This is a genomic window from Aeromonas sp. 604282 (assembly GCF_049170575.1).
In the GTDB taxonomy this organism is placed as follows: Bacteria; Pseudomonadota; Gammaproteobacteria; order Enterobacterales; family Aeromonadaceae; genus Aeromonas; species Aeromonas veronii_A.
Map to the genome: position 1 here is coordinate 683,628 of NZ_JAAKMV010000001.1, position 19,612 is coordinate 703,239.

At 50.5% G+C, this 19,612-nt stretch carries 19 protein-coding genes and 1 pseudogene; all 20 read right to left on the reverse strand.

The window, feature by feature from the left end; translation table 11 throughout:
- Position 1: 1 nt before the first annotated feature.
- Positions 2 to 1,114: a DegT/DnrJ/EryC1/StrS family aminotransferase gene (locus G5367_RS02895; RefSeq protein ID WP_144715576.1), complete on the reverse strand. Its 1,113-nt coding sequence runs from the start codon at positions 1,112 to 1,114 to the stop codon at positions 2 to 4.
- On the reverse strand, positions 1,111 to 2,418 hold the full coding sequence (locus G5367_RS02900) for a class I SAM-dependent methyltransferase (RefSeq protein ID WP_323930654.1): 1,308 nt from the start codon (positions 2,416 to 2,418) through the stop codon (positions 1,111 to 1,113). The genes G5367_RS02895 and G5367_RS02900 overlap by 4 nt, the downstream gene beginning before the upstream one ends.
- Positions 2,331 to 2,891 (reverse strand): dTDP-4-dehydrorhamnose 3,5-epimerase family protein, encoded by a 561-nt coding sequence (locus G5367_RS02905; RefSeq protein WP_216978535.1) that lies wholly within the window; start codon positions 2,889 to 2,891, stop codon positions 2,331 to 2,333. The genes G5367_RS02900 and G5367_RS02905 overlap by 88 nt, the downstream gene beginning before the upstream one ends.
- On the reverse strand, positions 2,888 to 3,991 hold the full coding sequence (rfbG, locus tag G5367_RS02910; protein WP_319890029.1) for a CDP-glucose 4,6-dehydratase: 1,104 nt from the start codon (positions 3,989 to 3,991) through the stop codon (positions 2,888 to 2,890). Before rfbG ends, G5367_RS02905 begins: the two co-directional genes overlap by 4 nt.
- Positions 3,952 to 4,725, reverse strand: coding sequence for a glucose-1-phosphate cytidylyltransferase (gene rfbF, locus G5367_RS02915; RefSeq protein ID WP_216978533.1), 774 nt, complete (start codon positions 4,723 to 4,725; stop codon positions 3,952 to 3,954). The genes rfbG and rfbF overlap by 40 nt, the downstream gene beginning before the upstream one ends.
- Positions 4,726 to 4,730: 5 nt before the next feature.
- Entirely contained in the window at positions 4,731 to 5,567 is an 837-nt protein-coding gene (locus tag G5367_RS02920) for a glycosyltransferase family 2 protein (protein ID WP_216978532.1), read from the reverse strand.
- Between the two features lie 57 nt (positions 5,568 to 5,624).
- The gene (locus tag G5367_RS02925; RefSeq protein WP_337073745.1) at positions 5,625 to 6,260 is read right to left on the reverse strand and encodes a class I SAM-dependent methyltransferase; all 636 of its coding nucleotides are present in this window, start codon (positions 6,258 to 6,260) and stop codon (positions 5,625 to 5,627) included.
- On the reverse strand, positions 6,226 to 7,395 hold the full coding sequence (locus tag G5367_RS02930; protein WP_005346631.1) for a glycosyltransferase: 1,170 nt from the start codon (positions 7,393 to 7,395) through the stop codon (positions 6,226 to 6,228). Before G5367_RS02930 ends, G5367_RS02925 begins: the two co-directional genes overlap by 35 nt.
- A 78-nt stretch (positions 7,396 to 7,473) precedes the next feature.
- The gene (locus G5367_RS02935) at positions 7,474 to 8,661 is read right to left on the reverse strand and encodes a glycosyltransferase family 2 protein (protein ID WP_421243764.1); all 1,188 of its coding nucleotides are present in this window, start codon (positions 8,659 to 8,661) and stop codon (positions 7,474 to 7,476) included.
- A gap of 7 nt (positions 8,662 to 8,668) precedes the next feature.
- On the reverse strand, positions 8,669 to 9,784 hold the full coding sequence (locus G5367_RS02940) for a class I SAM-dependent methyltransferase (protein ID WP_337073747.1): 1,116 nt from the start codon (positions 9,782 to 9,784) through the stop codon (positions 8,669 to 8,671).
- Positions 9,785 to 9,824: 40 nt separating this feature from the next.
- A complete protein-coding gene (locus G5367_RS02945; protein ID WP_337073748.1) occupies positions 9,825 to 11,048 on the reverse strand; it encodes a hypothetical protein in 1,224 nt (407 codons plus the stop codon).
- Positions 11,049 to 11,118: 70 nt separating this feature from the next.
- Positions 11,119 to 12,054: a glycosyltransferase family 2 protein gene (locus G5367_RS02950; RefSeq protein WP_419772936.1), complete on the reverse strand. Its 936-nt coding sequence runs from the start codon at positions 12,052 to 12,054 to the stop codon at positions 11,119 to 11,121.
- Positions 12,055 to 12,093: 39 nt separating this feature from the next.
- A pseudogene (glf, locus tag G5367_RS02955) lies at positions 12,094 to 13,191 on the reverse strand (UDP-galactopyranose mutase); the annotation flags it as partial.
- Between the two features lie 44 nt (positions 13,192 to 13,235).
- Positions 13,236 to 14,207, reverse strand: a complete 972-nt coding sequence (locus tag G5367_RS02960; protein WP_421243765.1) for a glycosyltransferase family 2 protein — start codon at positions 14,205 to 14,207, stop codon at positions 13,236 to 13,238.
- Between the two features lie 169 nt (positions 14,208 to 14,376).
- Positions 14,377 to 15,582 carry an acyl-CoA reductase gene (locus G5367_RS02965; RefSeq protein ID WP_236768423.1) on the reverse strand — a complete coding sequence of 402 codons (1,206 nt, stop codon included), beginning with the start codon at positions 15,580 to 15,582 and terminating at the stop codon, positions 14,377 to 14,379.
- Complete coding sequence (locus G5367_RS02970; RefSeq protein WP_421243766.1) at positions 15,561 to 16,616, reverse strand: acyl-protein synthetase; 1,056 nt, start codon at positions 16,614 to 16,616, stop codon at positions 15,561 to 15,563. Before G5367_RS02970 ends, G5367_RS02965 begins: the two co-directional genes overlap by 22 nt.
- A complete protein-coding gene (locus tag G5367_RS02975) occupies positions 16,613 to 17,971 on the reverse strand; it encodes an AMP-binding protein (RefSeq protein WP_421293814.1) in 1,359 nt (452 codons plus the stop codon). The genes G5367_RS02970 and G5367_RS02975 overlap by 4 nt, the downstream gene beginning before the upstream one ends.
- Entirely contained in the window at positions 17,968 to 18,717 is a 750-nt protein-coding gene (locus G5367_RS02980; protein ID WP_337073751.1) for an SDR family NAD(P)-dependent oxidoreductase, read from the reverse strand. The genes G5367_RS02975 and G5367_RS02980 overlap by 4 nt, the downstream gene beginning before the upstream one ends.
- Positions 18,717 to 18,950 (reverse strand): acyl carrier protein, encoded by a 234-nt coding sequence (locus tag G5367_RS02985; RefSeq protein ID WP_005346661.1) that lies wholly within the window; start codon positions 18,948 to 18,950, stop codon positions 18,717 to 18,719. Before G5367_RS02985 ends, G5367_RS02980 begins: the two co-directional genes overlap by 1 nt.
- On the reverse strand, positions 18,947 to 19,483 hold the full coding sequence (locus G5367_RS02990; RefSeq protein WP_041234299.1) for a GNAT family N-acetyltransferase: 537 nt from the start codon (positions 19,481 to 19,483) through the stop codon (positions 18,947 to 18,949). Before G5367_RS02990 ends, G5367_RS02985 begins: the two co-directional genes overlap by 4 nt.
- Positions 19,484 to 19,612 lie beyond the last annotated feature (129 nt).

Below are 19,612 nucleotides of genomic sequence, written 5' to 3' on the forward strand. Positions count from 1 at the left end.
TCTAATTACTCTTCAGCACGGAACGAATGATTTTGATGATTTTCTCTAGAGATTCATCGCTCATATCATGATAGCTTGGAAGATTTAGCGCACTTTTAGATATAAATTTCGCGAGAGCATTACAGTTATTTTGCATGAACATGGGCAGAGATGACAATGGATGAAAAAATACTCGCGCATCTATATTTTCAGTGCTGAATTTAAATTTCAGCTGTTCAACTGCCTCCGAACCTGATTTTTCAATCAGAATAGTTGGCATCCAGGCACCGTTAATCGTACCGCTCGGTTCTGGATTCATTTTGACTCCATCGACACACAATAATTCACGCCGATAGCAATCTAAAATATATCTCTTCCGCGAAACTAACTCTTCGATTCGTTCCATCTGGCCACAGCCAATCGCAGCCTGAATGTTCGACATCTTGTATTTATAACCCACAACGTCAGGCCAGAACTGACGAGTCTGTCCACGAGCCCGGCCGTGGTTGCTGAGCGTTAACACACGTTCATAGAGGTCAGCATCGTTGGTAACAAACATGCCGCCCTCCCCAGTAGTCAGGGTTTTGGTTCCATGGAATGAGAAAGCACCAAAACAACCCATGGAGCCAGCTCGCCGTCCGTGATACACAGAGCCAATCGCCTCAGCGGCATCTTCAATCACCGGAATGCCATATCTCTCACCAATAGCCAACAACTGATCCATATGGCAGAGATTACCATACAGATGTACTGCTAGGATGGCCTTGGTGCGTGGCGTAATTGCCGCCTCAACCAATTCAGGATCAAGGCACCAAGAGTCCGGCAAGATATCGACAAAAACAGGCGTCGCCCCCAGATGGACGACGGGTGCAACACTGGCAATCCAGTTGCTATCAGCCAATATTACTTCATCGCCAGCACCTATTCCTAACGCAGCCATCCCCATATGCAAGGCGCCGGTACAACTTGACGTGGCAATCGCATATTTCACCCCCAAATAGTCACGAAAAAGCAGTTCAAAGCGGTCAATATATTCGTAACAGCGCTCACCCCATCCGTTAGTCGCCGCATCTGTGGCGTAGCCAATTTCTAGCTCGGTGATAGATGGTTTGGTATATAAGATACGCTCACTCATAGGAACTCCAGATGAGGAACCGCAACGACAAAACGAGTTCCTGCTGCCCTCAGGTGCGCCAATTGATGGCTGATTTCATCAGCCAAATTCCAAGGTAAAATCAGGACAAAATCTGGTGGATTAGCCATCAGTACTTCTGGCGACAAGATTGGAATATGGCTGCCAGGCATAAATCGCCCCTGTTTCGAGCCGGCTGCATCGCAAACATAGGGCAGCAGATCTGGACGAATACCGGCATAGTTCAACAATGTATTGCCTTTAGCAGCAGCACCATAGGCTGCCACCGTCTTCCCCGCTTGATACTGTGTTAATAAGAAAGAAAGTAGTGAATTTTTTACTCTGTCCACATGCGCTTGAAATTCCAGATAGAGGTTCAACTGATGTAATCCAGCTACAGCCTCCTGATACAAACAATCTGCGACAGCCAGTGTATCCGGTCGTTGTTCATCGGCATGACAGGCAAATACCCGTAAACTTCCACCATGGGTCGCTAATGACTCGACATGAAACACTCTCAGGCCAACCGAAGCCAACATCCGCTGCACCGTCTGCAGCGACAGATACGAAAAATGCTCGTGATAAACCGTATCAAACTGAACCTGCAGCAGTAATTGCAGCAGATGAGGAAACTCCAGCGTCAGCGTTCCACCAGGATTAAGCAGATACTTCAAGCCACGACAAAAATCATTGATATCCGGCACATGAGCTAGAACATTATTACCGATCAGTAGATCCGCCCCTTGTCCTTTTCCTCTCATTTGTTGAGCTAACTCGGAACCAAAAAACTCCCGGATAATCGGAATATCCAGCGATTCAGCCGCAGCGGCAGTACCAGCGGTAGGTTCCACTCCTAGGCAAGGAATCTCTGCGGCGACAAAGTTCTTCAGCAAATACCCATCGTTGGCTGCAATCTCAACCACATGACTCTTGGACGTAAGAGACAATTCGTCAATCATACGCGCACAATAACGGGCTGCATGAGCTAACCAGCTGGTCGATGTACTTGAAAAATATGCATAATCTGCACAAAAAAGCTGATCTGCCGAAGCAAAATCCTCCGTTTGTACCAGCCAGCACCGGTCACACACGCACAAGCGTAATGGGTAGGTTACTTCTGGTCGGGAGAGATCGCTGGCAGACAGATAGGCATTCGATGGCGGAGCAAAGCCCAGATCGAGAAAACGATGGACCAGCAGGGTACCGCAGTGTCGGCATCTCATCGAACTATCACTCCCTGAAAACTGTCGTTTAATGCAGAATGCTGGCGATCTCGTGCGGAGATTTCTGTTATCGGCATCGGCCATGAAATCTGAAGATACGGATCCAACGGATCGAGTCCTCCTTCTGCTGCTGCAACATAGGCTGCCGAATGACAATAAAGCATTTCGACATCATCACTCAGAGCCTGAAAACCGTGCGCAAATCCTTCTGGAATCAGCAAAGAACGATGGTTATCACCCGAAAGCTCCTCCGCATGCCACATCAGAAAAGTCGGTGAACCAGCCCGAATGTCGACAATTACGTCCCAAACCCGACCTCGAGTACAAGTCACCAACTTTTTCTCGGCATGCGGTGGATATTGGAAGTGAAGACCACGGACAGTGCCGCAACGGGACGTACATGTCAGATTGACCTGTGCCACGCATGCCCCCCACCCCAGCACAAACAACTCTTCGACACAGAAGAGTCTGCTCAAAGCACCGCGTGAGTCACCATGCACTTCACGCTGCAACAATCTGGCACCAAGCGGCTCTGACAATAGGGTAAAACGATTCATGGCTGAGCCTCGTAGGCTTTAATTTGTTGCTCACACAAGTCTCGGGCCCTCCCCCCCTGATACCAGTCGCGATACCAAGACATGGTCTTCTCAACGGCCTGTGGCAATGACCACCGAGGTGAAATGTTCAGAGTATGTCGCGCCTTGGCTGTCTCCAGCGCCAGCCAACTGGTCTCATGAGGGCCTGGTTCACCCACCAAACGCCAAGCCTTATGACTGAGCCCATAACTTAAAGCCGCCAAATCCACCACCTGCGCCACACTCGCAGCATCCCGGCTATCTGGACCAAAGTTATAAGCCCCCGCCAACCGAGGCTCTTGATACAGACGTTGTGCCAACACCATATAGGCAGCAACAGGCTCCAAGACATGCTGCCACGGCCGAACAGCCTCAGGGCGCCGAATGGATAAAGTCTGACCGCCTTGCCAGGCCCGTATTGCGTCAGGAATCAAACGATCGACGGACCAGTCCCCTCCACCGATAACATTGCCTGCTCGCGCGGTTGCAATCGCAACGCCTCGTGCTGCCAGAAAAGCATCACGATAACTGGTAATAACCAGTTCGCTGGCCGCCTTACTCGCACTATAGGGATCATGTCCTCCCAATAGGTCGGTCTCGCGATACGGCCAGATGGACTCCTGGTTGTAATAGACTTTATCCGTGGTCACCATGACAACGCTCTTAACCGAATCCAACGTACGGAGCGCTTCTAATAGATAAACAGACCCCATCAAATTGGTTTCAAATGTCCGCGCAGGCTCACGATACCCCTCGCGCACTAATGACTGCGCCGCCAGATGGAATACCACTTCAGGTTGCGATTCCTGAACCAGTGGCACGAAATGTTCCGGTGCACAGACATCACAAATATGGTGTCGACATATCTTCGCAACCTCTGCAGCCTCGAACAGATTTGGCGTTGAATGGGGCAGCAAGCTAATTCCCGTCACATCCGCCCCGAGGCGATGCAACCATATAGTCAGCCAACTCCCCTTAAACCCTGTATGCCCGGTAACGAGCACTCTCTTTCCTGACCAAAAGGATGCATCGAGACCTCGTCTCATTCCCAAACCCTCCAGGGAGCCTTGTGACTGGCCCATAGCTCCTCCAGTTGATTTTTCTCGCGCAACGTATCCATCGGCTGCCAAAAACCTTGATGCTCAAATGACATCAACTGCGACATATCGGCCAACTCAACCAAAGGTTCTCCTTCCCAGCTACAGTGGTCGCTATCCAACAACTTGAACACGTCAGGAGAAAGCACAAAAAAACCGCCATTAATCAGGCCCCCATCACCGCGCGGTTTTTCAGAAAAACCTGTCACCAAATTTCCGTCTCGAGTCAAAGCCCCATAACGACCTGGCGGTGAAACAGCGGTAACAGTCGCCAGCTTGCCGTGGCTATGGTGAAACTCTATCAGTTTTCCAATATCAATATTGCTGAGACCATCACCATAGGTAAAGCAAAAAGCCGATTCACCTTTCACATACTCTTCGACACGCCGCAATCGTCCACCTGTAAGCGTATCTTCACCGGTGTCGACTAATGTCACTCGCCAGGGTTCTACATGGTTATGATGTACCTCCATTCGATTATTCGGCATATCAAACGTGACATCAGACATATGTAAAAAATAATTTGCGAAGTATTCTTTTATCACATAGCCTTTATAACCAAGACATATTATAAAATCATTAACACCATAGTGAGAATATATTTTCATAATATGCCAAAGGATCGGTTTACCACCAATTTCAATCATGGGTTTAGGTCGAAGATGAGACTCTTCGCTGATCCGGGTGCCTAAACCACCCGCTAGAATAATTGCTTTCATTATTTTCACCGATCATCGTTAATCATCAGGCTATGTATACCTCGGTATTGCTGCAAGGCATGGATGATTTCATATTCTAGATATTGCTTTATTCGCGGGTCTCCATCATATAAATTAGCTAATGAATCTAACTGGTAAATGATGAAATCATAATTACTCAAATATATATCTTTTTGACCAGTAACTCGCTCATCCGAGGTTTCCGACGTTGCAGAAAAAAAGCGGGCATAATATTTATGCCCTTCAACAAATTTAATATTTCCATACCAAAGCAAGTGACAAATCATTACGAAATCCGCACCAAGCTTCATTCTGAAATCAAAGTTTTGCAAAAGTTCTCGTCTAAATAAAGCCTGACACATAGCACACAGAGTTATGTTTTTTGTCGCTTGAAGAAAACGAGCAATTCGTCTTTTTGAAAACGTATGGATAGCCTTTTCCATTCGACCATAATCGATGCCATCCAGGATCTTATGTGGTATACCAAATGCCATTGACAGTGATTCATCATGATCGAGGGTTTCTTTCATCGCAGACAGGTAACCATCCGAAATATAGTCATGCCCCCCAAGCCACATAAAATATTGTGAGTCAGAAATATCATATAACTGTTTGAAGTTTTCAAATGCACCTACATTTTTCTCTTGCCTAGTCAGGATAAATCGTTTATCGCGAGCACAGATATCATTGATAATGTTCCATGTATTGTCGGTTGAACAATTATCAGACACGTGAAAGCAAACATTGTCTTCATCTTGCCTAATTAAAGAAAGTAGAGTCTGCTCTATATATTTTTCTTCGTTGAAAACAGGAACACCAACATAGCATTTGAATTTTGGCATCTTTCAACCACCATTTAACTTTAATAAGATTTAAATCTGTGCAAATGGAAAACAAACTCATCTACGTTGGTAGATGTAAAAGTCCGAGAACGAACCAGTTAAATGGTCTCCTGTATATGGATATATATTATTTATTTTATTAGTCTGCAACCAATTCGGGAAATGCCTGGAAATATATTTTTCAATGTTTCGATGCTTAATATGCTTCGGGGATGACTCGTTATCATCCGTATTGCTAGAATATATAACAACATATTTATCTGCTACACTAAAAAGCTGTTTCATGTAATTAAAGAACACAACATCCTCAACTAAATGAAATATTACATCAAGCGATATAGCCAAATCTGCCCGATGTTCTTTCAGCTCATCAGAGATTAAAAAACTTTTTCTTACATCATTTATGAATTTTTGCTTACAGATGTTTATAGCTGACGGACTGACGTCAACACCTATATAGAAATTATAATCTGCATACGACAATTGATTCCCATCGCCACACCCAAGTTCGATAACGCTATCAATATTGTTAACCTTTACGAATTCGTTCAATACTGCAGATTTGAACTCGGCAAATTTTTCATATGAACCAGCGCCAGAATTTCCACCAGTTGCATATCTTTTTTCCCAATATAGTTTTGAATTAAACTCCTCCATATCACCCCCGATTAAACTCACTAACAACGTCATCATAAAATGACTCTAGAATTTCGGTCTGCCTGACGATGTCAAAGTTATTCTTTACAAAAGCATACCCTTTTTTCCCCATGGCATGGGCTAGCTCATCATCCATCAGAAGCCGATATAAATATTCTGCTAACGATTTATCATCTCTTTCATCAAACGCATATCCGGTCTCCCCATGAATCAGTCCCTCCCCCTTCCCCCCTCTGGATGATGTGATGACAGGCACCCCTAAACTCTGAGCCTCCAACAAAACCAACCCGAATGCCTCCGATTCCCCATTACCGATAGTGATACTGGGCAAGCATAAAACCTTTGACTCTGATATTTCTCTCATCACATTAGCACTAGGTAGCACGCCTAAAAAAGAAACATTTAGATTGTATATTTTGGCAAATTCTTCCAATCCATTACGCAGAGGACCATCACCGATGATTCGCAGATGCACACCATCAATCCTTTTTTGCAAGATGCGCATGGCCCTTAACAAAAAAATACAGCCTTTATTTTCTGTCAGTCTACCAACAAATATAACTTCCTTGTTGTGCTGTTTGAACTTAAGATTAAATTTTTCAGCATACGAAACATCCACCCCTATCGGGATATGGGTCACTTTGGATGGAGATATACCAAACTCTATGGCTCTCTGATGGATAGCCTTTGAGACGGCAATAAACCTTACTTTGGGGTCTGTGGACATTTTCACCAGTTCTTCGGGATAAGTAATCATGCTCCGACCACCGAGCCCATTCTGCCACCAATCATGATTTCTATTAATATCATAACCATGTAGTGTTACAACCAACGGAACATCCATTTCCTTAGCTAATGGATAAACGCGCAGTGCATCGACAGCAAAATGCGCATGAATTAGCTTATAACCGGCATTCTTAAATGAATTAGCCTTTGACAACAGGGACGAACGAACAAATTCATTTACAGCCCGGTTCATTGATAAATTTTTATAATGCTCCTCGTTTTTCAGCAACGTATCAACCTCCAGCCCCTGAAGCGACAAGCCGTTATCTAATCTGACCTCTCCCAAGATGGCTGCATGCCAACGTTTCAAATGACAAACCTGAGCCAAGACAAATGTTTCAGAATATGGCAGAAGATGAGTTCTAAAAACCAGAAGCTTGTTCATTATCAATTAACCACCATAATTAAAATTCCGCCGCAATGGCTTAATCATGCAAGGGCATAAAAGTGACAATAAAATTCATCAAAAAGCAACAACAGGTATATTTTCTGCATATACCTTTATATCACCACTCATGCTTTCATGATGTTTATCAGTCATAGTTACCACGCAATCTAAACTTTCCCATAATACTGGAGCGAGATCTTTCACGGAAAATACACTCCAACCATAAAAAGACTCTCCATGCTTATTTTTATCAATCAGTCTTTGAATTGATAAATACGAAGCATAGTTTTTGATAAAAAAGCATGTGTAATCATTGCATCCCATTAACGCAATATTCTTTTTGTTGTGCCAGCGACACCACAAAACCAACCGTATACAGCGCCAATGTAGATGCAGCTGTTTTATTTTCCAGTTTCCGATCAAAATTGGGTAAAACAGCATAGCCAGCCATTCATAGCGATTAAATGCTTGAACATTAGCTGTCATTTTTTTAGGTAACAAGATATGGGCCGCATACCCGGCCTGAGCTTGCCATGAAAAATAGTGTTGGTTCTCACGTAGAAAGGCCAACGAGTATGCGTAGTCAAGAGAACGGGACACCATGCCAGTCGCTGCGTCAGCGACATGACGCAGCGTCAACACCTGATCGATAAACAAGAAGCGATCCGTTTCTGCGCCAAGCCGCAATGCAAAATCCCAGTCCTGATGCCCTCGCAACTTGTCATTGAAACGTACCCTCTGCGCGAGTTCACGCTTGACGATGAGACAGCTCGATTGAATACCCCCGACACGATTAGTACAGAACGAGTATTCAGCAACGCTCTCATCGGTGCGGCGGGCCTCCCGAGGAAAGGGTGCACTACGCTCACCATGGCTCACGTTCTGATACGGATGATGAATCACCTGCCAATGTGGCTCAATCGCTAATATCTGGTCGATGCGCTCCAGTTTCTCCGGTAACCACTCATCATCCGAATCCAAAAAACATAGATACTCGCCTCGAGCAACCTCGATGCCACGATTACGCGCATAAGCGCCATTTCGGTTAGGCTGGTAGCAGATCAGCGAAAAGCGAGAATCAGATAAAGTGGTCACTAAAGCTTGTATTCGCTCACCAAACTCGGGAGTTGAACCATCATCGATTATGATGACCTCAAAGTTTCCGAATGTTTGCCGAGAAAGTGAATCCAGCGCCCGCTGTAACGGCTCATCCCGGTTATAGACCGGAATAATAATACTAAACCGCACAAATGCTGCGCTCATCCCGACCTCACACCTTTTCCGCGATAACGATCATGAAACAGCCATCGCTGCCAGGAACAATCTCTGGATTCTGGAGGTTTTGCTGCTTGCTGACTTGCTGGAGGCGGAAACCACAGCGCGTCAGCATCGACTCCAATTCGGCATAGGTATAGTGCTTCACGTGATAGGGAAATTGTGTGGCACTAAAAGGCATGACACTCTCGTTCGGCGTCGACATCACTAGCTTGCCCCCAGCACGTAGCCATTCATGAAACTGACCCAGTAGGGCTTCATCAAACGTCACATGCTCAATGGTTTCAAAACAGACAACCGCGTCAAAGGAAGCTGAATCCAGCTGCAGAGTTCTAGCATCGGCACACAGATGAGTAATCTTCGGAGAACTATAGTGTTTTCGCGCATAAGCAAGCGCTTCGGGTTCAATATCGACGGAGGTGACCTGACAATTAAGCTGGTTAGCCAGCAGTTGGCTGCCGTAGCCGATCCCGCATGCCAAATCGAGCACTCGTTGTGGCATAGCTGCGCGTAGGCACTCTGCCGCGAACCGATAACGATTCAGGTGGTCCTGGCGGATATTACGCAAATCCGGTGCCACTTGTCGCTCACCACGCACCATCGACTGCCGAGCCGAAGCCTGTAATAGGTGGGTATCATCAGTCACGATGTTGATGTCAACCAACCCCTGGCGGGCAAGCAAAAAAGCCAGTCGTTTACTATTATAACCAGACTTGTTGCAGCCCGAATAATGCGTCGAATAGCCCGGTAGCATGGGATTACCATCGTGCTGGGGGCCAAAGAGCCCGGCGAAGCTCTGACGAGCGACTGAGGTCACATCGCGTAAAGTCCCTTCATCCCACTCAGCCTGTAGCCATTGGCCCACGACGTAATCCAGATCGGGGACCGTAACCTGTAAGTGACCATTAACTGCAAGTTTATCGACTAGACGTGTTAACAGTGTATCTGCTTCCATACTGGTCAAAAATTGCAAATCCAGTACTTGGATCAACTCAAACTCGCTATCCAACTGATGTGCAATTTCAGGGATCGGACAACTCACCTCGGACTGTCCCTCGACCCGCAGAGTGACCTGCCCACAGGTTGCACGGGTTACCACCAGCGTTCTCATTTTATACATCCTTTAACTGTCCGATATTGAATAAACATCGTTATATTTCAATTCCAAACTGCTGCATGTAAGGCCCGATTTTTCGTACTAAATCGCTCCCATCAACCCGGAACTGGTTTTGAACCATTTGCAGCATCACCTCTTGCTCATCGGGACACTCGCTTAACAATGAACGACCGTAAAAGTGCACAGGAATTCCAACCAGACGAGCCTCAAACAGAGTGCTGGAGTTGATACCGCAAATAAACTTGCTCGATAGCGCCAGCGTCATGAAATCGCCACTAACAATTTCACGGCCATGAAAATCATATGTGTCTCCCAGAGGATCCAACGGGTGGGGCTTAAAGAGCAGTCGTTCGTTTCCGTAATCGCGGATTACATCGTCAATAAACTGCTGCATTTTGTCTCCATAGTTGGAATAGAGACGCACATTGGTGTCGGTAGCAATCTGTAAAGGCACAAGAACAGCATCCCCAGGAACCCATAGGCGCCCGCCCAGAAGCCGTTCCCTCACTCTCACCAACTCCTGCTCAGCGTCATCTTTCTGGCATGGCATTAGCCCCATGCATCGCCCCAGGTTGACGCCTTGTCTATCGAGATAAACATGCTCCCTTTGCGGGAAAAAACCCAGTTCGGCATAGAGATATTGCTTCCCCATATCCTGAAGATACTGTTTTACGCTGTCATAGTAGGCCGGTGTACCATTCCAGATGATGGCGCCAAGTAGGCGTGAAGGGGGAATAGCCATAATCGCATGCGCATCATAAGAGCGGACTACTCTGCACAAAATCTGCCGCTGATGTAGCCAAATCATAAGACTAGCCAACTGCTGAACATGGTGATCCAACATGCAGACAAGTAACAACACCGGCCAAGTCTCTGTATCGGCCAACGAATCGGCCAAAGGATCAAGTAAGGGTGGCAGGATCTCTTCCGGCTCAAGAGCCACCAGCCTATGACAGCCATGTCGCCGCAATTTGGCCATCACCTCCTGCTCATAGTCATAGGGAGAAGAACCAATGATGATGCTCAGATCATGCTGGCTCGCCTGCGTCATATCGATCACCGGAAGACCGAACTTTTCCGAACAATCGCTCGTCATGGTATCGATCAGGGCAACAGGCAGTGGACGCTGCATCTCTTGTAACCGTTGCAGGATCAGTTGACTGTAATTTCCCATACCAGCCAACAGGTACCCTGATGAAGGCAGCTCAGCAATAGATAATGAGCAGACCCCTTGCCGACCGACGATCTCAAATCTCATGGCAACCCCCAACCATAGCTATCTCTGATCCTGGGGGATGTTTTTAACGACCATGTCCATCTTCCCTTCATTACGCAGACATCGGTGGAAGCCAGCAAATATCGAACTCTGCGTGATAGCGCTTATAAATATCTAGGCGGGCTCGGTTCTTTTGACACAGTTGATGCCAGCGCTCGGCCAATACACCATACTCATCTGGCAGCGCACTATGCTTGAGTACCGCAATATGGTTCAGCCAATTGGCCAAGCGATATAGCTGCGAATCCGACAAGTTAGTCGGTTGATCCACCAGCCATTCATGAGCCTCCATATCTTGCTCAGTAGCTGAAACACCTAGCGAATCCAGATACTTGCTGACAATACGCCGGTAAAGCTCTCGTTGTCTGACTTTGCGCAATATGGACGATTGGGCGCCATGAATACGATACAGCACCAACACCTCACGCAAGTTGGCGAAACGAACTTCGGGCTTGCTGATAGCCATTCTGGTCCACAACTCGGTATCTTCAACATCCGTAAATTCGGGGTCATATCGAAAACGCTTGTAAACATCAGCACGCACCAGAATCGCGTTGTGTCCAACTCCATTACTAAATAGCAGAATCGCATTTTTGATAAAGTTATCATAAGGTCGGTAATGCCATACCTCATCACGGGCACCGAACAGTTTGAGCCAACACCCCACCAGATCTATATGCGGATGTTCGTGTAAAAACGCCATCTGTTTCTCTATCCGCTCTGGTAACGAAATATCATCCCCATCCATCCTGGCTATAAATTCTCCCCGAGCTAGCAATAGCGCTTCGTTCAGACAATTGGCTATTCCCTGCTGCCGCCGGTGATAATGAAGGATTCGACTGTCTTTTGCTGCCATCCTGCCAATGACGGTTCCAGTTTCATCAGTTGATCCGTCATCAAATATTATTATTTCCAGATTCTTATAGGTCTGCTTCAATATGCTATCTAGCGCATCTTCGATATAATTAGCACAGTTATGAACAGACATAATGACCGAAACCAAGGGGTTACTTGGTATTTTCTCAATATTTTTACCAAAAATATTTAATGCATTACTCACCGCATCATCCATATCGAAATAGCGATACTCGGCAAGGCGGCCCAGCGCAATTAGTTGCGGGAACTGGGCCAATTCATCGCGGCAAGCCTGATAGTTCTGTTTGGCTGCGTCGGTAAACAACGGGTAGTAAGGCTCCAGCCCCTGCTCTGGCTGATAGTCACAGGGATATTCGTACACTATGCTGGTACCGGGATGCACCTGCCCACTGAAATGCTTGAACTCGGTGATCCGGGTGAAGGCTTCTTCATTCGGATAATTGACGGTGGTGACAGGTTGAAATTGCTCTTGCGCCAGATGGCGATGTTCAAAACGCAGTGAGCGGTATGGCAAGCAATTCCCTTCCGCCGGCATCAACTGATCCAGCATACCTGTATAGATCAGTGGACCATCGAAAAGTGCACCATCCAACCACACCAACTTCTGCTGCCAATCCAGCCTGACATGCTGTGCCATGGGGGTAGACAGCTTCACGTCAATCAACGGGTGCGCGAACATGCGCTCAAACATGGCGGTATAGCCTGCGGCCGGCACCGCTTGCCAGGGATCGGTGAAGTAGCGATCATCCCGACTCACCACCACGGGTACCCGCGCCGTCACCTCGGGGGAGATCTGCTCGGGCGGCACACCCCACTGTTTGCTGGTGTAGTTGACGAAAGCCTTCTGATAGATGAAATCCGCCAGTTCACCCAGCAGGGGATGCTGCTCTTTGCGCAGCTCCAGAATCGGCACTCTGGCACCATCACCAAACCGAGTACGCAGGGCCTCAATCATGGCGCCGGCCTTGTCTGCGGGGAAACAGCGCTCGATGCTGGTCAGGTTGAACGGGATAGGCACCAGTTGCCCGTCGATACGTGACAGCACCCGATGCTCGTAAGGCAACCACTCGGTAAACTGCGACAGGTAATCCCACACTTCCTTGCTGTCGGTATGGAAGAGGTGCGGCCCATAGCGATGGATCAGCACGCCATGCTTATCATACTCGTCGAAACAGTTGCCACCGATATGGTCGCGCTGTTCCAGCACCAGCACCTTCCAGCCAAGCTGGCTGGCCATTCGTTCAGCCATGACGGCGCCCGAAAGCCCGGCGCCGATGACGATCGCCTGATAGCTCACGCTCTATCTCCAAACAGTTGCTGCATGACACGCGCGGGATGGGCCCGCTCTGCCCATGCCAACTGATGTCGTTCATCGAAGAACCAACCGGGGGCTAGCCTGGCCACAGCATCGACCGACTGCTCGATAAGCTGCGTGAAGCGGGCGACATCATCCTGCCGCAAAAAGTAGAGAGCGGCAGAGTAGTAGTGATGGGCACGCCCCTGAGCAATGACCACGGGATCGGCGCCAAACGCAGCCGCATTGTCACAGGCACGCAGCAGATCGCGCAGCGACTGTTCACGACGTTCAGTCGACTTGCGGGTTTGCCCGCCAAAACTCTGGGTATGGAAGCGATAGCGGCCCAATAATTCGGGGATAAAATCCAGCGTCCCCGGATTGTGGGAGAGGTTCAAGATGTGCCAGGGATAATCGAGGATGATCTTGCACCCCTCATCGATGGCGTTCTCCATCCCTTCATAACGGCGAAACATAATGGAACTGGCATTGACGAATACCCCGAAGCGAATAAGTGCCTCCCGCGTCATCACGGATTCGAGGTAACGGGCGTTGTAGTAATCGCGGGTGAAGAGCTTGATGCGCGCATCGGTCTCATCATCAAACATCTCCGCCTCGTGATAGCAAAGGGTGCAGCCGGGGTGTGCTTCCAGATAGTCGGCCTGACGCTGCAGCTTGCCCGGCAGAGCCAGATCATCCCCGTCGACATAGGCGATATATTCACCGTCCGCCTCTCTCAACAAGCGTTTCTGGGTTTTAGCCAACCCCATATTTTGCGCGTTCTGGAGTGCCCGTAGCCGAGGCCACTGTGACGCCAACCGCTGCATAATGGCCCAGGAGTCATCGCTCGAGCCGTCATCAATGGCGATCACCTCGAATTCGAAATCCGTTTTTTGTTCCAGCAGGCTAAGCAGGCAAGGTTCAATGAAGCGCCCGAGGTTGTATACCGGCACCAGTACGCTGATTTTCATAAGGAAACCCAGGATTTGAGTAAAAAAGAAGCAAAACAAAGAAAATGGACAAGGCTACCGCACGGTCTCTGTCAACCTTTCCTGCCCTTCATCACAATAATTACTGCAAGAGCTGTGCCTGACCAAGCTAATTGATTGATATGACTTGATTTATGTGACCTGGAATCCACTATTCAATGCGGGCAAGCTGACGGCTGCAGGCCACCAGCATGTCGATGCCGTCCCAGAGCCATTCGAATGCCAGCGCTTGTCCCGGACTTGCCACCCTATCGATACGACAGCCTGGCGATACCAGGAGCGCATGCTCAAGCTGCGTTTTATCCGGGCCAACCCAGACACAAGTCTGCATATCCCAAGGCTGTAGCAGCAACTCATCAAGGTTATCGGCAACAAATTCGGCGACTGTACCTCCTCCGATGTGTGCAAGCCGCAAAGAGGCGGTGGGAGTCAATAAGGTGACGCCAGAAAAGGTCTCCAGCTTCATCTGGCCATCATGGGCGGCATTTTGTTGACTATTGATAAGGCGTTCCATCATCAGGGAGGGATTATCTGCAAATGGAGCGAAGATCCCTTCAAGCAGACAACGGCGCAACGCACTGGTGGGAGTGCCCAGCCAGCAAATGGTGGTGGGTGAGGCGCAGGCTTGTTGATTGAAACGGGTAAAGTCTTGTTGCAAAGCCGCGACCACTTGCCGCCACGCAGCAGCATCCAGGTTGGCGAGCCATTGGCTATCCAACACCGCCATGGAGCGGCGATCCGGAAACACGATTTCCTGAGCGCGGGGTGAGAGCGGAATAGCCCGTACCCGGCTGATGGTTTCATCACCTCCCCAGATAATACGAAGCCGACACCGGGCCGACAGCCAGGCGGTGATGCCCTCGTCGTGGTCATAGCGGATAAAACGGGTACGGGAGGCAATCTCTTGCCACTCGGGCAGAGAGAAGAGCTCGTTCAGGATGGCCAACATAGCCTCTTGCACCGGGTCGATGCGCGATGAGAGACGTACCACGGACCCATTGCCCATCAGCAGCGCCATGATCCAGGAGTAGAATGCAACGGTCGGCACGTTGGAGGGGACCAGATGAAAAACCATCCCCAAGGGTGCACGCCCTGCCATGCGTTTGTGCTGTACCTCAATCTGGCGCGGCCGCAACCAAAAGCCAAAGGCGACCAGATCCGGGTTCTCTCGCCCCTCCTTCAGCAGACGTGCAGAGAGCGCAGCCACAAAATCGCAGATGACGGGCGCAAAGCTTGGCAGCGGGCGAGTGACAAAACCTTGCCAGCCGCTGACGGGAGCCGCGAAAGCAACCTCTGGCCCCGCTTGCCACACGGCATCTTCTACATCTGACCGGCTCACTGGAAAGTGTCGCTGCATCCCCTCACCTCTGCGCCTTGCTGACGTCCTGATACCTGAAAATAACGGCCACGACGGCCGCAGGGGCAATCATCCTCCCCCAGCAGCACACCAAGATCCTCGCTGAGCAAACTGTGGCCGGGATAACTTTGGGGAATGGCGGAGATCACCTGCAACAAGCCTGGCTGGCCGACCCCGAGTGGTCGATGAGTCAGCGGATCCCGCACCAGCAGATCGGCAAAAAGGGGGGCGTGCAGATGGCCCTGCTCACACTCGACAAACACCGACCCCACCTGCTCCACCATGCCGTAGAAGTTATGCACCCGCTTCAGCCCCAGCTGTTCATGGCAGCGCTGCTTGAAGGCAGGATTATCCACCGCGAGGTGTTGCAGCTTCTTCCAGCCACCGCTGTGAAAAAGCGTGCCCTGCGTCAGCTGCAATTGCAGACCGCGCTCACGCAGCGGTTCCAGCAAACATTGCCATACCATGAAGGTAAAGCCGAACAACAGGACCGGCTGGCCCGCATATTTGTCACAAAACGCCTCGATGACCGGCCAGTTGGGCCGCATCTGCTCATCGAGAGCATAGGTATGGTCACGGCCAAGGAAGGAGAGGCCCAGCGCACCGGCTCCGCGGGCTGAAAAGCCGCTGCGGTTTTGAATCAGGGCAGGCTGCTCCACCAGCAGCATGGGCAACCGTTGCTTGCCGACAAACTCTTGCAGGATCTTCACCAGCACCTTGCTCTGTAACGCGGCGGTATCCCGATCCAGCACAATGCGTGACGGCGTTCCGGTAGTGCCAGAGGAGGTGAGCACCTTGAACACGTCTTCTTGCGGCACACTCTGCCATTGGTCCAATTTGAACAAGCGGGCGGCCAGATAGGGAAGCTCTTGATAAGTCGAAGCCTGCCCCCAACCAAACGCCGACAGAATATTGGCAAAAGCTGGACACCCCTGCGCATGGCGCTGCGTCAATTCATTCAGGCGAGCAAGGAGCAGCCCACTTTTTTCCTGTTGGGGCAGCCCGAAAACCGGCGCATCAAACAGCCTGTTCATAGCTGCTCCAGTTGTGTTAACAGGGCAGGATAATCAATCTTCATATTGCTGCGTCGTGGCAAATGATGCCGATAAATGCGAACGCTTGATGGCGGCACCATCAGCCAGCGGGCCAGCTCCAGCTGCAGTGCATCACTGGGGCACGCGTCTGCCTCGATGGCTACCAGCAGGCGATCATCGATGCCGGTCGCAGCGCAGGAATAGCCCCTCCCCTGCAACCAGGCTTCCACTTCAGCCAAGCTCACCCGTTTGCCAAACAGCTTCAGGAAACGGTTGAGCCGTCCGGTCAAATAGAATCGGCCCGCCTCATCACAACGAGCCAGATCGCCAGTAAAGAGCGCATCCATATCACGCCCCCGAGCCAGATCTTCAGGGAGCTCCGCATAGCCCAGCATCACGTTTGGCCCTTGGTAGACTAACTCCCCTTCCCCGTCGGGAAAGCCGGGCTCATGACGCAGAGAGAGACGCCCGCCCGGTACGGCACGGCCGATGGCATCCGGGGCAATAATCACTTCATCGTGCGCCAGCCAGGCGATGCGTGGTGCCGCTTCGGTCTGGCCATACATCACGAAAAAACGGCGTCCCAGCGCAGCTGCCTGTTCGGCAAATTGCTTTGCCAGTGCTGGCTCAAGTCGTCCTCCCGCCTGGGTCAGTGTCATCAGGCTGGGATAGCGGGCCCAGTCAAAACGCAAGCGGTTTAGCATCTGAAAGGTAAAGGGTACCCCTGCCACGCTGGTGACCTGATGGCGATTTACCTCATCCCAGAAGTGGCGCTCAAGGGGACTGGCAGTACATGAAACCAGCGAGGCGCCAGCCAAAAGATGGCTGTTGAGCACCGACATACCGAAGGAGTAAAAAAGTGGCAACGAGGTGATGGCGCGCTCACGCCCGTTCAGCGCCAAGTATTCGGCGATGGCCGCGGCATTGGCATCAAGATTGGTTCGCGACAATCTCACCCATTTGCAGGACCCCGTGCTGCCCGACGTGGGCAGCAGCATGGCCAGCTCAGGGTGAAGTGAAGGCGCATCGCCAAGATGCGCAACTGCCCCATCCTCTAATACCCGCAGACTAACACCAAAGCGCTGGCACTGCTCATGGTGCAACCGGGCATCCTGTGCAGGATCGGCCAGCATGATGGCGTGGCCATCCCGCAGGGCCAGCAAGTAGTGCAGCAGATGCATGGTAGACGTCACAAATGGCAGGTAGACCAAATGGCGGCCAGCAGGATAGATGGTGGCCAACTGCGCCACACGCCGAGCCAGCTCACCATAACTGAGCCACCCCTCTTGCGGGTCTCGCCAGGCGGGCTCGCTGTTACCCTCAACCAGATGGGCCAGCAAATCAGGCCGGTTCAAATCACCATCCCCCCATCGACCCCAATCACCTGCCCGGTCACATAGCTCGACAAGTCGGACGCGAGAAACAGGGCCACTTTGGCCACTTCATCTGGCGTGCCAATCCGTCCCATGGCGATGCTGGCCACCCGCTCGGCAAACTTCTCTTGCGGGATAGCATGCGCCATATCGGTATCGATAAACCCGGGGGCAATGGCATTGACCCGGATCTGGCTGGCGGCCAGCTCCTTGGCCAGTGACTGGGTAATACCGATCACCGCCGCCTTGCTGCCGGCATAGCAGCTTAGCCCGGCGGCCCCCACCTGCCCCATCAGGGAGGCGAGATTGATGATGCTGCCACCACCACTGCGCCGCATCAGGCGGGCGGCATACTGGCTGCAGTAGATCACGCTAAAGGTATTGTTGCTGAATGTCTTTTGCAGATGGGTCTGGTTAGCCATCCCCAATAACGCCTCTTCCAGCATGCCGGCATTGTTGACCAGCACATCCAGCGATCGGCTCTGGGTAAAAAGTTGTTGAAAGGCCTGCTTGACCGCCGACGGGTCAGCCACATCAAAACAGAGAGGCTGGCAGGGCACGCCAAACTCGGTACCAATCGTGGTCGCCAGCTGGCTCATCGTCACCTCATCACGGCCTCCCAGCCACAGTTCAGCCCCCTGAGAGGCAAACTGACGGGCGATGGCAAGACCGATGCCACGCCCGGCACCGGTGATCAACACCCGCTTGCCCTGCAACAGCCCCTGCATCAGAAAGCGACCCCGTACTTGACCAGGATCTCGCGTGCCTTGGCGACTGAACTCATGTCGATAATGTCATCGGTGTCGAGCAACACGCCGTAGTTATCCTCCAACTGGGCAATCAGCCCCATGTGGGCGACAGAATCCCACTGCGGGATGCTGTTGTAGGCCAACCCATCGCTGACGCTGCCGATATCAATACCCAGCGCCTCGGCAAAAACCTGTTCCAATGCGATTGTCATCTGAAAAATCTCCGTAGCCGCTCACGGGCGGCATAGTAATTCGCCGGCAGCAGTTCCAATGCAAAAAATCCGTTCTCTTGTCCTATCTGGCTATAACCCAGTTGTTCATTCAAGCGTAGGGCAGAGCGATTGTTCTCCCGAACCAGAGTGCGAATACAACCGATATGCAACTCATCAAAACCCTGATCAAGCTGGGATAAGGCAGCAGCAACGGCCAACATGGGATGCCGCACGGTTGAGTTGCCCAGATAGAGCCCCGCATCGGCGATCGCCTGACCCTGCAGCTCGCCCTGAGACTCACCTTTCAGATTGACGTAACCCGCTCGCACGCCCTTGCACCAGAGCACCCAGTGCTGCTGATCCCGCCGCTCACGGGTGGCGGCAAACCATTGGCGCTGTTGCCGCGGTGAAATACGCGTCTGGGATACCATCTGCATTCGCACCTCATCCTGATTGCGCCAACGCCGCAAAGCAGGAAGATCCCACAGCGCTATCGGGCGTAGCTCAACGCCATAACTCATCTTCAACGCCATCCAGTTCCATGACCCGTCTCTCTTATCGACCACACTGCTGCCATTCCGTAGCAAAAATCGATAATACAAGCAGAAAAACCAGTATAATATCAAAAATAATCAAAGAGTTGTCATCGATTATCCTGGCTT

Coding starts and splice junctions, on each gene's coding strand:
- G5367_RS02985 (WP_005346661.1), bottom strand. CDS start 18,950: ATGACAATCGCATTGGAACAGGTTTTTGCCGAGGCGCTGGGTATTGAT.
- G5367_RS02920 (WP_216978532.1), bottom strand. CDS start 5,567: ATGCCAAAATTCAAATGCTATGTTGGTGTTCCTGTTTTCAACGAAGAA.
- G5367_RS02970 (WP_421243766.1), bottom strand. CDS start 16,616: ATGAACAGGCTGTTTGATGCGCCGGTTTTCGGGCTGCCCCAACAGGAA.
- G5367_RS02935 (WP_421243764.1), bottom strand. CDS start 8,661: ATGAGCGCAGCATTTGTGCGGTTTAGTATTATTATTCCGGTCTATAAC.
- rfbG (WP_319890029.1), bottom strand. CDS start 3,991: ATGGGCCAGTCACAAGGCTCCCTGGAGGGTTTGGGAATGAGACGAGGT.
- G5367_RS02980 (WP_337073751.1), bottom strand. CDS start 18,717: ATGCAGGGGCTGTTGCAGGGCAAGCGGGTGTTGATCACCGGTGCCGGG.
- rfbF (WP_216978533.1), bottom strand. CDS start 4,725: ATGAAAGCAATTATTCTAGCGGGTGGTTTAGGCACCCGGATCAGCGAA.
- G5367_RS02895 (WP_144715576.1), bottom strand. CDS start 1,114: ATGAGTGAGCGTATCTTATATACCAAACCATCTATCACCGAGCTAGAA.
- G5367_RS02945 (WP_337073748.1), bottom strand. CDS start 11,048: ATGAGATTTGAGATCGTCGGTCGGCAAGGGGTCTGCTCATTATCTATT.
- G5367_RS02900 (WP_323930654.1), bottom strand. CDS start 2,418: ATGGCCGATGCCGATAACAGAAATCTCCGCACGAGATCGCCAGCATTC.
- G5367_RS02990 (WP_041234299.1), bottom strand. CDS start 19,483: ATGGCGTTGAAGATGAGTTATGGCGTTGAGCTACGCCCGATAGCGCTG.
- G5367_RS02905 (WP_216978535.1), bottom strand. CDS start 2,891: ATGAATCGTTTTACCCTATTGTCAGAGCCGCTTGGTGCCAGATTGTTG.
- G5367_RS02960 (WP_421243765.1), bottom strand. CDS start 14,207: ATGAAAATCAGCGTACTGGTGCCGGTATACAACCTCGGGCGCTTCATT.
- G5367_RS02965 (WP_236768423.1), bottom strand. CDS start 15,582: ATGCAGCGACACTTTCCAGTGAGCCGGTCAGATGTAGAAGATGCCGTG.
- G5367_RS02925 (WP_337073745.1), bottom strand. CDS start 6,260: ATGATGACGTTGTTAGTGAGTTTAATCGGGGGTGATATGGAGGAGTTT.
- G5367_RS02950 (WP_419772936.1), bottom strand. CDS start 12,054: ATGTCTGTTCATAACTGTGCTAATTATATCGAAGATGCGCTAGATAGC.
- G5367_RS02930 (WP_005346631.1), bottom strand. CDS start 7,395: ATGAACAAGCTTCTGGTTTTTAGAACTCATCTTCTGCCATATTCTGAA.
- G5367_RS02940 (WP_337073747.1), bottom strand. CDS start 9,784: ATGAGAACGCTGGTGGTAACCCGTGCAACCTGTGGGCAGGTCACTCTG.